Origin of the sequence: Kribbella sp. NPDC050459, from assembly GCF_040655315.1 — a bacterium.
GTDB lineage: Bacteria > Actinomycetota > Actinomycetes > Propionibacteriales > Kribbellaceae > Kribbella.
In genome coordinates this window covers 256,138-267,829 of the sequence record NZ_JBFAJQ010000009.1, presented here as the reverse complement: position 1 = coordinate 267,829, position 11,692 = coordinate 256,138, and the positions used below count along the sequence as shown (strand labels likewise).

The 11,692-nt window shown below is 67.5% G+C and carries 19 protein-coding genes and 2 tRNA genes; 14 read left to right on the top strand and 7 right to left on the bottom strand.

Annotated elements, in window-relative coordinates:
- Positions 1-49: 49 nt before the first annotated feature.
- The 4 genes from AB0I12_RS27715 to AB0I12_RS27700 all read left to right on the top strand — a co-directional run bounded on the left by AB0I12_RS27715 (position 50) and on the right by AB0I12_RS27700 (position 1,032).
- Positions 50-123 (top strand) — tRNA-Ile (locus AB0I12_RS27715).
- A gap of 34 nt (positions 124-157) precedes the next feature.
- Positions 158-286, top strand: coding sequence for a DLW-39 family protein (locus tag AB0I12_RS27710; RefSeq protein WP_311136380.1), 129 nt, complete (start codon positions 158-160; stop codon positions 284-286).
- A 9-nt stretch (positions 287-295) separates the two neighbouring features.
- A tRNA-Ala gene (locus tag AB0I12_RS27705) sits at positions 296-371 on the top strand.
- A 370-nt stretch (positions 372-741) separates the two neighbouring features.
- Complete coding sequence (locus AB0I12_RS27700) at positions 742-1,032, top strand: hypothetical protein (RefSeq protein ID WP_359934917.1); 291 nt, start codon at positions 742-744, stop codon at positions 1,030-1,032.
- 256 nt (positions 1,033-1,288) lie between these two features.
- Here the strand turns inward: AB0I12_RS27700 and AB0I12_RS27695 are convergent, their stop codons facing one another.
- Positions 1,289-1,648 (bottom strand): hypothetical protein, encoded by a 360-nt coding sequence (locus AB0I12_RS27695; RefSeq protein WP_359934915.1) that lies wholly within the window; start codon positions 1,646-1,648, stop codon positions 1,289-1,291.
- 258 nt (positions 1,649-1,906) lie between these two features.
- Between AB0I12_RS27695 and AB0I12_RS27690 the strand changes: the two genes are divergently transcribed.
- The gene (locus AB0I12_RS27690) at positions 1,907-2,608 is read left to right on the top strand and encodes a tyrosine-protein phosphatase (protein ID WP_359934913.1); all 702 of its coding nucleotides are present in this window, start codon (positions 1,907-1,909) and stop codon (positions 2,606-2,608) included.
- Positions 2,609-2,905: 297 nt separating this feature from the next.
- On the opposite strand, the gene AB0I12_RS27685 is transcribed toward AB0I12_RS27690, so the two are convergent.
- The 4 genes from AB0I12_RS27685 to AB0I12_RS27670 form a co-directional block, all read right to left on the bottom strand.
- Positions 2,906-3,265: a YciI family protein gene (locus AB0I12_RS27685; RefSeq protein WP_359934911.1), complete on the bottom strand. Its 360-nt coding sequence runs from the start codon at positions 3,263-3,265 to the stop codon at positions 2,906-2,908.
- Positions 3,266-3,356: 91 nt separating this feature from the next.
- On the bottom strand, positions 3,357-4,040 hold the full coding sequence (locus AB0I12_RS27680; RefSeq protein WP_359934909.1) for an ROK family protein: 684 nt from the start codon (positions 4,038-4,040) through the stop codon (positions 3,357-3,359).
- Positions 4,041-4,082: 42 nt separating this feature from the next.
- Positions 4,083-4,736, bottom strand: coding sequence for a hypothetical protein (locus tag AB0I12_RS27675; RefSeq protein ID WP_359934907.1), 654 nt, complete (start codon positions 4,734-4,736; stop codon positions 4,083-4,085).
- Positions 4,733-4,996, bottom strand: a complete 264-nt coding sequence (locus AB0I12_RS27670; protein ID WP_359934905.1) for a hypothetical protein — start codon at positions 4,994-4,996, stop codon at positions 4,733-4,735. Before AB0I12_RS27670 ends, AB0I12_RS27675 begins: the two co-directional genes overlap by 4 nt.
- 53 nt (positions 4,997-5,049) lie before the next feature.
- Here AB0I12_RS27670 and AB0I12_RS27665 point away from each other — a divergent pair, with 53 nt between their 5' ends.
- The 3 genes from AB0I12_RS27665 to AB0I12_RS27655 all read left to right on the top strand — a co-directional run bounded on the left by AB0I12_RS27665 (position 5,050) and on the right by AB0I12_RS27655 (position 6,219).
- On the top strand, positions 5,050-5,307 hold the full coding sequence (locus AB0I12_RS27665; RefSeq protein ID WP_359934903.1) for a hypothetical protein: 258 nt from the start codon (positions 5,050-5,052) through the stop codon (positions 5,305-5,307).
- A gap of 91 nt (positions 5,308-5,398) precedes the next feature.
- Positions 5,399-5,764 (top strand): YciI family protein, encoded by a 366-nt coding sequence (locus AB0I12_RS27660; protein ID WP_359934901.1) that lies wholly within the window; start codon positions 5,399-5,401, stop codon positions 5,762-5,764.
- 92 nt (positions 5,765-5,856) lie between these two features.
- Complete coding sequence (locus AB0I12_RS27655; protein ID WP_359934899.1) at positions 5,857-6,219, top strand: VOC family protein; 363 nt, start codon at positions 5,857-5,859, stop codon at positions 6,217-6,219.
- On the opposite strand, the gene AB0I12_RS27650 is transcribed toward AB0I12_RS27655, so the two are convergent.
- Positions 6,216-6,512, bottom strand: a complete 297-nt coding sequence (locus AB0I12_RS27650) for a hypothetical protein (RefSeq protein WP_359934897.1) — start codon at positions 6,510-6,512, stop codon at positions 6,216-6,218. The genes AB0I12_RS27655 and AB0I12_RS27650 overlap by 4 nt on opposite strands.
- Here AB0I12_RS27650 and AB0I12_RS27645 point away from each other — a divergent pair.
- Positions 6,491-7,249: a nucleoside triphosphate pyrophosphohydrolase family protein gene (locus AB0I12_RS27645; protein ID WP_359934895.1), complete on the top strand. Its 759-nt coding sequence runs from the start codon at positions 6,491-6,493 to the stop codon at positions 7,247-7,249. The two genes, AB0I12_RS27650 and AB0I12_RS27645, sit on opposite strands and share 22 nt — an antisense overlap.
- A 19-nt stretch (positions 7,250-7,268) precedes the next feature.
- Here the strand turns inward: AB0I12_RS27645 and AB0I12_RS27640 are convergent, their stop codons facing one another.
- Positions 7,269-7,745: an NUDIX hydrolase gene (locus tag AB0I12_RS27640; RefSeq protein WP_359934893.1), complete on the bottom strand. Its 477-nt coding sequence runs from the start codon at positions 7,743-7,745 to the stop codon at positions 7,269-7,271.
- 176 nt (positions 7,746-7,921) lie between these two features.
- Between AB0I12_RS27640 and AB0I12_RS27635 the strand changes: the two genes are divergently transcribed.
- The 5 genes from AB0I12_RS27635 to AB0I12_RS27615 all read left to right on the top strand — a co-directional run bounded on the left by AB0I12_RS27635 (position 7,922) and on the right by AB0I12_RS27615 (position 11,688).
- On the top strand, positions 7,922-8,575 hold the full coding sequence (locus AB0I12_RS27635; RefSeq protein WP_359934891.1) for a cutinase family protein: 654 nt from the start codon (positions 7,922-7,924) through the stop codon (positions 8,573-8,575).
- Positions 8,576-8,721: 146 nt separating this feature from the next.
- Positions 8,722-9,498, top strand: a complete 777-nt coding sequence (locus AB0I12_RS27630; RefSeq protein WP_359934889.1) for an LLM class flavin-dependent oxidoreductase — start codon at positions 8,722-8,724, stop codon at positions 9,496-9,498.
- A 66-nt stretch (positions 9,499-9,564) separates the two neighbouring features.
- On the top strand, positions 9,565-10,179 hold the full coding sequence (locus AB0I12_RS27625) for an FMN-binding negative transcriptional regulator (protein ID WP_359934887.1): 615 nt from the start codon (positions 9,565-9,567) through the stop codon (positions 10,177-10,179).
- A gap of 35 nt (positions 10,180-10,214) precedes the next feature.
- Positions 10,215-10,853, top strand: coding sequence for an SDR family NAD(P)-dependent oxidoreductase (locus AB0I12_RS27620; protein ID WP_359934885.1), 639 nt, complete (start codon positions 10,215-10,217; stop codon positions 10,851-10,853).
- A gap of 55 nt (positions 10,854-10,908) precedes the next feature.
- Positions 10,909-11,688 carry a putative hydro-lyase gene (locus tag AB0I12_RS27615; RefSeq protein ID WP_359934883.1) on the top strand — a complete coding sequence of 260 codons (780 nt, stop codon included), beginning with the start codon at positions 10,909-10,911 and terminating at the stop codon, positions 11,686-11,688.
- Positions 11,689-11,692: the final 4 nt, after the last annotated feature.

Sequence of the window (11,692 nt, the reverse complement as noted above, 5' to 3'; positions counted from 1 at the left end):
TAGGGCACTTGGTGCGGTAATCTCTCCCGGGTTCGACACCGCAGTTCGCGGGCCTATAGCTCAGACGGTTAGAGCGCTGCCCTGATAAGGCAGAGGTCACTGGTTCAAGTCCAGTTAGGCCCACTTTGTTCGAAGCCCGACCCAAGGAGTCCCAGTGCTGCGAAAGATCATGCTGGTGCTGCTGGCCGGCGTCGGCGGATACTTCGTCTACAAGAAGACCCAGCAGTCCCGCGCCGAAAAGGACCTCTGGGCCGAGGTCGCCGACCCGGTAACCCCGGGTCACTGACCACCCCACGGGGGCGTAGCTCAACTGGCAGAGCACTGCCTTTGCAAGGCAGGGGTTAGGGGTTCAAGTCCCCTCGTCTCCACCACAGCATTCCTGCACTCCAGACCCCGATCCTCGGCCGGCGCGACCGTCCTCACCTGATTCGTGGGGAAGCGGCGTGCCCTAACGAGCCGCCCTCGACCTGGGGGCAATCCTCCCGCAGCCGGGCGTTTGAGCTTGTCGGCGAGTGCCGCGAACGAGCCTTCGACATGTGCAGGCATGGCAGTACCGATACGTCGGCGACTGGCACAGCATGAGCCTCGCCGGGCTGGTCATCATCGCGGTCATCGCTGCCGGGCTCGGCACGTACTGGCTGATGGTGCCGGTCGTCATCTGCCGACGGCGAGTCGTCTCTTTACATCCGCCGCGCTGGCCTGGGCTGGCGACTATCAAGACGTCGTGGCAAGAATGTCGACATGCTGCTCGTCGCCGAAACCGTCTGGCACGGAATGCCGAGCTGGGTGTGGACGGTCGCGAGCGTAACGGCCCTGATCCTGTTGTCGATCGGCATCGGAGCCCGCCGCCTAGGCCGCGTCGATGACTGGTACTACACGGCCAGCGGGGCACTCCTCATGCTGTTCATCGTCGCCGATAGCCTTCATTGGGACCTCGTGATGGTGGCCGGATACGCGGCGGCGCTTGGCCTTGGCGCATACGGCACAGTCATGCGGTTTCGACGCCCGAAGGAGGAGCGGCGACCGAACTGAATCCGCCCGGTTAGTTCGTGCCCCCGCGTGCCCTAACGAGAACATGGGAGCGAGCTCGACCAGTCACCATCGGGCCTAAACCGGTCGGCCCATGCTCAGGTCAACTCCCCTCGTCTCCACCACAGCATTCCTGCACTCCAGAGCCCAATCCTCGGCCAGCCCTCCCCGGTCTGTGACCCGCCAACAAATCCGGGACATGGCTAGAAGACCGGCGGCCACCTGGGGCGCCGACGTTGCCGTCTCATTGAGCCCGCCGTCATTCCTGCCCGAGATCGACTTTGGACTGGAGCAACGGGCCACCGAATCTTCGTGTCGCATCGATCCAGTCCGGCCCGAGCGTCCATGGCACCACCCGGATGACGGCCGCATCGACGATATCGGGATCAGGGCTGTCCAAGAGTTCTTCGAGGAAGTGATAGCACTTCTCGATGCGGGCTACGTCGTTGGACCGGATGGCAGGATCAAACACAGGGTGAAAGAAGCCCACCGATACGTAGGAGAACATCGCGGGGCCGACGACGTCCTGCCCGTACATCTGGATGACCTCCGTGACGGAGTCCCGCGCATCGGGAAACTCGGACACGATCCGGGCAGCAATGTTTTGGCCTGTGATCACCGACCGATCCTAAAGCGCAGTCCCACGCAGAGCTCCCGAGATTGCATCCGGACCCCCGGTCCGCCCGCGGGGAGCCGGGATCCTCCCGCATCGGACGGCCACCGCAAGCGGCTATCCAGGTTTTGCAGGTTTAGACCCAAGTTCAAAACTTATATTCCGGCGCCTCGCCGTGCAGACTCATGGCCTCGCAGAGCGACTCACAGCCATCTCACCGATCCGCGGCCGAAGGAAGTGGTTCAGATAACTGTGACCGGACCCATGCAGCTGACATGGCCCAACTGTCTCAACGTCCGCGACCTCGGCGGCCTCCCCACCAGTGACGGACGCCAGATTGCTGCCGGGGCATTGATCCGTTCCGACAATCTGAGCCGATTGACTGACGCCGGCGTTACAGCGGTACGGGAGGCATCCGTGAGCCGCATCATCGACGTGCGAACGCCACCGGAGTGCGACGGCGACCCGTCGCCCTTCGCAACGAACCCTCTCTATCGCAACATGCCTCTCTACAACGCCGACGATCCGTACGACCCAACCCTGAGCCTCGAACAGAACTACGTGGCGATGCTCGACCTCCACCCCGAGTTGCTCGCCGCCGCCGTCGGGGCGATCGCGGACGCACCGACCGGTGCAGTCGTCGTCCACTGTCATGCCGGAAAGGACCGCAGTGGGAACGTGGTCGCACTGGCCTTGAGCGTCGCGGGAGTACCGGCCCAATCAGTCGCCGCCGACTACGCCTTCCTGGACGACCGCATGCGCGACCACTTCGCCGAACAGCTCGCCCTCATCAACGACCCCAACGAACGTAGCCAACTAGCCGAGTCCTTCACCGCTCGCCCAGAGACGATGCTCGCCGTACTTCAGCACCTCGAAGACCAATATGGCGGCGCCGAGGCGTACATCCGTCAGAGTGGGCTGGGCGACAACCAGCTCTACGCGCTGAGAGCCCGACTCGTCGCTTAGCGACGGCCCAGACGGTCAATCACGAAGCAGGCACGGACCCCCACAGTAGGTACCTCGCTACGACTGCCCCAGTCAGACCCAACGAGCTGCAACACCGAGCGGCAATGAGGCCGCTTGTGCGGCGCTCTGACTCATGCGATCCGTCAAACCCCTCGTCTCCACCAAGTAATGGCCTGACGTGCACCGGGTGTACGGAGAGCAGATCGCCGACGGCGTCGGCGCGGTCAGTCGGTTGCAGCCAGTACACCCGGAGACCGCGGACCCCGCGGCGATCATCCGGGGTCGTCGGTGGTGGAGCTACTTGGCTAGGCGTTGGGGTTTGAAGCGGCGGATTTCGTGGGGCCAGCCGCAGGCCTCGGCTACCTTGGCGGCCCACATCTTGGCGGCTTCGTCGTCGGCGACGCTCACCAGGGCGAAGCCGCCCAGGTACTCCTTGGTCTCGACGTACGGGCCGTCGGTGACGAGGACCTCGCCGCTCGTCGGGTCCGCGTTGTAGATCGGGCCGTCCTCTTCCTCCAGTCCCCCGGCGAAGACGTACACGCCGGCGGCCTTCATCTCCTCCGTCACGGCCCGGGCGCGGTCTCCGCGGCCGTGGTACCACTCCTCGGGGTGGTCGCCGACCCACTGCTGGTTGAAGTAGATGAGGTACTCGGGCATGCCTGCTCCTCCAGTTCCAGCGGACCCGATGCCCGCTCCCACCTACGCTACGAACAGTCTCCGGCGAATCCGACAAGCGCCCGCGAGACATTCATCCAGCCGCGTGCAGCAGACCTAGGTACGCCGCCGACTTGTACTGAGGCTCGCAGCGAGACGCGAGTACGTCGAGGCCAGGGACCTCGGCCTGTACGGCGGTGACGACGCCGGGGTGGGTGCGGATCAGGCCACCGGCCAGGACGACCCTGTCGATCGCCGGCCGCTGTGCCCGGATCGCCTTCGCCAGGGAACGCACTACGAGGTCGCACTCGGTCGCCTGCAGCGGTGTGGACAACGCGTGGCCGCCGATCTGTGCATCCAGACAGCCGAGTCGACCGCATCCGGCGCAGACCTTGTCGCCGAACGACGTCAGATGACCGAACTCGACCGGCACGATCTGCGCTTCGCGGATTCCGACGGCGCCGACGCCTGTACCGATGCCGACGTACAGCGTGATTCCTGGCGGCCGGCCGAGGAGCAGCCACTCTCCCGTCGCGGCGGCCTCGGCGTCATTCATCGACAGCGCCGCCGGTGCCGGCATCCCCAGTTCGTGGCTGATGCTGACGTCCATCCAGCCGAGATGGTGCGCGCCCCGAACCCGATCACCTTCCACCAATCCCGGCGCGGCGACCAGCCAGGGCAGGTCCCGGTACCCGTTCGGATCCACCTCGTGCGGTGGCTCGTCGTCGCGGATCAAGAGGGTTTGGATCGACGAGCCGCCGACCTCGATCGTGAGCACCGATACGCGCGGCAGCCTAGCCGGGCGAGCGGGTGCATCGGCTCAGAGGGTGAGGCGGCGGCCGCGGTAGCCGTGGCCGGTTTTGGTGAGGGTCCAGCGGGTCCAATGTCTGGGTGAGAGGCGGAACGGGAGGTGGGCCTGCAGCCATGGGATGAGTGTGGCCAGGTCGTTGTCTGTTGCTTCGGGGATGCTGAGGCGCAGACCCATGGATCGTCTGGCTTCGATGTGCAGGTTGGTCCAGGAGGAGCCGAGACGAACGCCGCCGGGGGTCTCGAAGCCGGTTGCACCCTGATTGGGCCAGATGTCGCCGGAGGGGGTCTTCAGGGTGAAGTCGGCGTTGGCGGTCAGCCAGATCGGCGCCATTCCCCAGGGGTTGGTGGGCAGGGGCTCCAGGTCCCTGAGCAGGTCGAGAGCTTCGTGGATCCGGTCCGGCGGGACCGGAAAGCGGTGGTCCTGCGCGGGGAAGGCCTTGCGGATCCTCCGTACCGCCTGCCGGGCAGGCTCGAGTTCCGGCGTGTGCGGCAGGTGGAAGTAGTACGCGGTGCCGTCGACGACGGTGCACGAGTCCAGAAATCCTTGCCAGGCCGAGAAGGCGTCGTGCACCGAGGTACGGCCCAGGCGATGAGCTCCGCCGGACGAGATCGGCAGGCCGTCGTACACCACGGCCGACTGAAGGCTCGGATCCGCGTGGATCACCGGTTGAACCAGCGGCCCGCGCGGCTGAGGAAGCCGCCGGAGCGGCGGTCGGCCGATTCCACGAACTTCTCGTTCGGGATGAAGTCGCCTTCGATCTCGCCGTTGTCGTCGACCTTCCAGGCGCCCCGGATCGCTGTCGGAGGCACCTTGTCCTTCGGGCCGAAGTCGCCGACGATCTCGTACACCCAACCGCCGGGCGTGTTCTTCGCCTCGGCGACCAAATCCGGGGGAACCTCGCGATCGGTCATCTGCCTGCCCATCTGACGAAGGTGTGCGCCGAACGATAACAACTGTCGGTCGTACCCTGCGGCATATGAGGTACGACCTCTATTTCTGGCTCTCGGGTGCGGCGGAGGACCCCCAATGGCACGACGATCTGGACTGGCGTCAGCCGTGGGGCCGTATTGACCTTGCTGATCGGTTCGTGGGGCTGACGCTGCCGTACAGCTGGGAGGCCACCGCCGCGCTTCCGGCTATCGCCGGTGCGTACGGGCTCGACGCCTACGACCCGCAGGCGGACCAACTGGTGCCGGCCGGGCGGATAGAGGCGTTGCCTGATGAGATGGAGTGAGAAAGTCGCGGCGGGTGTGTCGGATCGCCGTGTCCTTGTTCGTGGTGTTGGTGTGGCGGCTGGTTGGTCGCCGGACTGAGAGGAGAGGGCTGTGGCGCAGTATTTGATCTCGTTCAACGACGAGTGGGTGCCTGAGCACACGGGTGAGGAGTTGGGGGCGAAGAGCATCGCGGGGCGGGCGGTGATCGCGGAGATGGAGGCTGCTGGGGTCTTCGTGTTCAGCGACGGGGGTATCGACGCCTCGACCGCGATCTGCAGCGTGGAGGCGAAGGACGGGGAGCCGATCTTCAGCGACGGGCCGTACGTCGAGACCAAGGAGCACCTCGGCGGCTTCTGCGTCGTCAACGTGCCGGACGACGAGACCGCTCGCTACTGGGCCGGCCGACTCGCCGTCGCGCTCGACTGGCCGCAGGAGGTCCACCGCTTCCCGGGCAGCGAGCGCCACAACCGCCCGTGACCCACGCGGGGTGGGTCAGGCGCGGCGCGTGACCCACCCTGGACTGGGCTGGTTGAGAGCATGAGACTGGCCGGCGAGGGAAGGAGATGCTCGTGCAGGTGACACATCTGTTCGCGAATCTGTCGGTTCCGGACATCGACGAAGCTCGCGGGTTCTACGTGGACTACCTGGGGCTCAGCGACGCAGGGCTGACCGAGCTGGGTTGGGTCGCCAGGTTCCAGACGCCGGACGGACAGGCCGCCGTACAACTCGTCACGCGCGACGCGACGGCGCCGGCGGACTCGGTGCTTTCGGTTGCCGTGGGCGACGACATCGAGGAGGCGTACGAGGAGGCGCAGCGGCGCGGCTTCGAGATCGTGTACCCGCTGACCACCGAGCCGTGGGGGATCCGGCGGTTCTTCGTCCGCGCGCCCGACGGCAATCTGATCAACGTCAACGGGCACAAGGACGGCTAGCGGCCGAACGCCCAGGCCGCCATCCGCGGGAACTCGGCCTGCCAGAACGGGTCGCCGTGGTTGCCCTGGCGCTCGGTGAGGACGACGTCCGCATCGGCGTCGCGGAGGGCGTCTGCCCAGCGGGCGGCGTTCTCCATGAACCAGGGCTCTTCGGTGCCGGCGACCAGGTAGGTGCGTGGCAGCCTGCTGGGCATGACGTCCGGAGGGCGGTAGCCGCCGCCGGGTGAGGAGGCGAAGACCGCGCCGTAGATGTCGTGGTGCCGGAGGCCCCATGGTGAGCGCGAGTTCGGCACTCGCGGACACGCCGAACACCGCGGTCCGCTCGGCCGGCAAGGCGACCCCGAAGCGCGATCGCACCCAGTCGCGGACGTCGTCGACGAAGAACTTCTCGTGTGCCGCGAACCGTTCCGGGCTGAACGACGGCGAGTACTCCTCGATCCGTGCCATCTCGTCCGGATCCTCGGTCCGGTACGCACCGACCACCAGCGTCGGCGGTACGTCGGCTTGCTCGAGATCCCTGCCCCACTGCGAGATCAGCTGGCCGTCACCCGCGAACACGACCGCTTCCGGCGGATCCGACGGCACGTACACGGCGACCTGGCGCCCACCGTCGTACTCGAACATCTCGGTGACGAGCTCGCTCGTGCGCAGCGAGTATTCCACGCCTGGCAGACTGACGCGCGTGACTGATCAGGGTGCGTTCGACTTCAGCGGCTACCAGGAGGCAGCGGCGCGGACCGCCGGGCTGGTCGCGACCGATCATCCGATCGTGTACCCGACCTTGGGCCTGGTGAACGAGGCCGGCGAGGTGGCCGGCAAGGTGAAGAAGATCTTCCGCGACCGGCAGGGCGTGATCACCGACGCCGACCGGCAGGCGCTGACGCTCGAGCTGGGCGACGTGCTCTGGTACCTGTCCGAGCTGTGCACCAGACTCGGCATCAGCCTCGAGGACGTCGCCGAACAGAACATCGCCAAGATCGCCGACCGCGCCTCCCGCGGCGTCCTCCACGGCGACGGCGACCACCGCTGATCAGCCGACGGCGCCGTGGCTAATGCTCGATCAGGCCGCCGGGGTGGACGGGTGGGACGTGGCCGGTGGGTGGGTGTGAGTGGGTCAGGGTGATGCCGACGTCGACGAGGGCGGCGCGGCGGAGGGTTGGGACGTCGGTCAGCGGTGTCCACACGGATTCGGCGGTTTCGCCGTTGGGCTCGGGGCGGGTGGTGCCGGCGGTGATGCGGACGGCGTAGAAGATGCCGATGTTCTGGTGATCCTCCGGCCCCGGACGACGGCGTACGGCGGCCGGGACGATGCGCGAGTCGACGCCCAGCAGCTGCTCGACCACCGACTCGTACCCGGTCTCCTCCGCCACCTCACGAGTCACGGTGTCGAACGGATCCTCCCCCGGCTCGACGCCGCCGCCCGGTAGCGTCCACCAGGTCCCGTCGCCGTACGGCGAGACGTAGCGCGCCAGCAGCACCCGCCCGCCCTCGACACACACCGCGTACGCCGCCACCCGTCGACTCATCCCCGGACCTTAACCCGCGGGACATGTTGCCTCGGGCAATAGCGGTCTCGCGGTGGACGCATCCGGCCAAGCGCTGGCCACATCCGCACACGCCAGGAGGATGTGACCGACCGCAACTAGTGTCGACCCTCGGTGATCGTACGATCACAATAAGCAATCATCACTGAGGAGGACTGATGCGGAAACTTGCGGCCCTGGTGGCCGGGCTGGTCGCGGCGGCCGGTGGGGTCTACGTCTTGGCGGCGCCCGCGGCGCAGGCGGCTGACTGCGGCGGGACGTACACGATCGTTGTCGGCGGCACCGGGGACAACGACTCCAACGCGCCGTACTGGCAGGGAAACATCAGCCAGCGCGTCGGGTACCCGGCCCAGCCGATCGGCTACAACGCGCGGCAGGGCGTCAATGAGCTGAACCGGCTGATCCGCGATCACCGCAACGCCTGCCCCGACCAGCACGTGAAGGCCGTCGGGTTCTCGCTCGGCGCCGCGGTCGTGCATACCTGGGTGACCGAGAACTGGCAGACCATCGACAACGTCAACGCGGTGCTGATCGCTGATCCCAAGCGCGCGGCAGGTCCTGGCTCGGCGGGCGCCGCTGCCCACCCGCTGGTTGCCCCGGTCGTCGGAGCGCCGCTGGCCGGTGCCGACAACTTCTTCGGCGACATCCCGACGCTGACGCTGTGCACCGACGACATCATCTGCGACGCCAACGCGGCGTCGGGTCTGCCCGGATACCTGTGGGAAGGCAGGCACGGCAACTACAACTTCAACGTCGACGTGTACACCGACGACGCCCGCGGCCAGTGGTTCAACGGGGTCTACATCCCCTGACTGTGCCCGCTCGACAGGTAGTGCACCAGCGAGACACCGTACGCACGAGCGTGTCCACGCCTAGGTGCACTACCTGAATGCAGGACACCTCCTGTCGAGAGGGCCCGCAGGGAATGCGGCCCGCCTCGAGCAGGGTTGCGACGGGTATGACGATTGAGATCGGAGTCATCCTGCCGACGTCCTCGCCGGATCCGGCGCGGCCGATCCTCGGCGACGTGCGCGAGAGTGCGCGGTACGCCGAGGAGGCCGGGCTGGACTCGGTGTGGTCGACGGATCATCTGATCGCCAGTGCGCCCATGCTGGAGAGTTCCGTCGTGCTGGCGACGGCGGCCGCGGTGACCGAGCGGATCACCATCGGGTACAACGTGATGCTGCTGGCGCTGCGGCCGGTCGCGTGGGCGGCGAAGCAGATCAGCACGCTGCAGCTGGTCTCGAACGATCGCCTCGTGCTCGGTGTCGGGACGGGCAATCCCGCGCACGGCGATGCCGGATGGCGGGCGGCCGGTGTCGAGTTCGCCGACCGCGGGCGGCTGACCGACGAGGCGCTCGCCGTCCTGCCGGACCTGATCGCGGGCACCAGCCCCGATTTCCAGATCTCCCCCGGCGCGAAGGTGCCGCCGATCTTCGTGGCCGGCAACGGCGCCCGGGCGCACCGGCGAGCGGCGGCGTACGGCGACGGGTGGGCGACGATCGCGATGACGCCCGATGAGGTACGCATCAACCTGAAGCAGATCAACGAACTTGCCGACGGCAAGCAGTTGAAGGCGACCGTGGTCGCGCCGCAGCTCGACGGCGACCTGATCGAACTGCTCGCCGCGTACGAGGGGGCCGGCGCCGAGCGCATCATCCTCCCGCCCACGGGTGACTGGCGCCGCGATTACGACCAGGCGGCAGAGCTTCGCAACCGTTACCACCGCGGCTGAGTGGGCTGATGGAAGGCCGATCGATTGGACCTGTCCGGGCGAGGCGTCGGTAGGGAAACTGGTTCCATGTATGTTCCTGCGCATTTTGCCGGTGAGGACGAGGCCGTCCAGGAGTTGCTGCACAGCCGTGGAGCGGCGGATCTGGTGACGGCCACGCCGGAGGGGCTGGTGGCAACGATGTTGCCGTTCCTGTACGACCAGGAGCGGAACGTGTTGCTCGGCCATCTGGCGCGGAACAACGAGCACTGGAAGCTCCCGGTGATCGGTGACGCGCTGGTGATCATGCGCGGCCCCGACGCGTACATCTCCCCCACCTGGTACGCCTCCAAGCAGGAGCACGGCCGTGTCGTCCCGACCTGGAACTACATCACCGCTCACATCCACGGCACGATGACCGTGCACGACGACCCTGCCTGGGTGGAGGACGTCGTACGGCGGCTGTCGGACCGGCACGAGTCCGGCCGCGCGGAGCCGTGGTCGGTGGACGACGCGCCGGCGAAGTTCGTCAGCGGGCAGCTCCGGGCGATCGTCGGCGTGGAGATCGCGATCCAGCGGATCGAAGCGAAGTTCAAGCTCAGCCAGAACCGCCCGGCTGCGGACGTCGACGGCGTGATCGCCGGCCTCCGAGCCGACGGCGACGACCGGTCGGCCGCAGCGGTGGAGCACCATCGCCCAGTTTGACCTTGACCTTGGGGTCAACGTTTATCCTCCGGAGCATGTCGGGAGTCGTGGTGGTGGGAGTGGGGCCAGGGATCGGCCTGGCGGTGGCGCGACGGTTCGTCCGCGAGGGGATGAGCGCCGGCCTGATCGCGCGTTCGGACGCGACGGTGAAGTCGGCCGCCGCGGAGTTCGGAAGCGCCGACGTGCTCCCGGTGACCGCGGACGTGACCGATGAGCGCGTGCTGCGTGCGGCACTCGACCGGATCGTCGAGGCGTACGGCGTACCGGATGTGGTCGTCTACAACGCGGCAATGATCCGGTCGGACCGGATCGGTGACCTCACCGCCCACCAGCACCTCGACGCGTTCGCGGTGAATGTCGTAGGTGCGATCACCACCGCCGCCCACCTCGCGCCCGCGATGGCCGAGCGTGGCAGCGGGTCGTTCCTGATCACCGGCGGCATGCCCGTGCCGAAGCCGGACTACGCGAGCCTCTCCCTCGGCAAGGCCGGTGTGCGCGCGGTCGTCACGCTGCTCCACCAGCAGTACGGCGCGGCCGGCGTCCACGCCGCGAGCGTCACCATCAGCGGCGGCGTCTCTCCCGGCAGTCTCTGGGACCCGGACGACATCGCCAACCACTATTGGCGCCTCCACCAGCAGGCTCCGGCGGAATGGATCCACGAACTCGTCGTCTGACCCTTGTCGTATTGTTCAACAATCCCTATCGTGAGATCACCTGAGAGGGGGTCTCATGACGATCGCAACGCTCACTCCGGCCCAGGCGCGGTCCCTGTTCCGGGACGACTACAGCGGGCCCACCACCGGTTGGGCCGGCGGCTACACGCAGACCAACCTCATCGCGGTCCCCGCGGACTGGGCGTACGACGTGCTGCTCTTCTGCACGCGCAACGCCCAGGCGTGCCCGGTGCTCGACGTGAGTGACCCCGGCGACTCGGCGACGCGGCTCGCGCGCGGCGCCGACCTGAGGACCGACCTCCCGCAGTACCGGATCTGGCGCGACGGCCAACTGGTGGCCGAGGTGGCGGATGCGACCGAGGCGTGGCGGGACGACCTGGTCGCGTTCTCGCTCGGTTGCAGCTTCACGTTCGAGAGCGCGCTGGCGGCCGAGGGGATCCCGCTGCGGCACGTCGAGCAGGGGCGGAACGTGGCGATGTACGTGACCAACCGCGAGTGCGAACCTGCCGGGCGGCTGCACGGTCCGCTCGTGGTGTCGATGCGCCAGATCCCCGCCGATCGCGTGGACGACGCGGTCCGGATCACGCGAGCGATGCCCGCGGTGCACGGCGGTCCGGTGCACATCGGCGATCCGGCTGCGCTGGGGATCACCGGCCTGGCGCGGCCGGACTTCGGCGATCCGGTCGACGCGGCCGACGGCGACGTACCGGTGTTCTGGGCCTGCGGCGTGACGCCGCAGGCGGCGCTGATGGCGTCGCGGCCGCCGTACGCGATCACCCACGCGCCGGGCTACATGTTCATCACCGACCGCCGCGACAGCGACTACCGCCTCTAGCGCA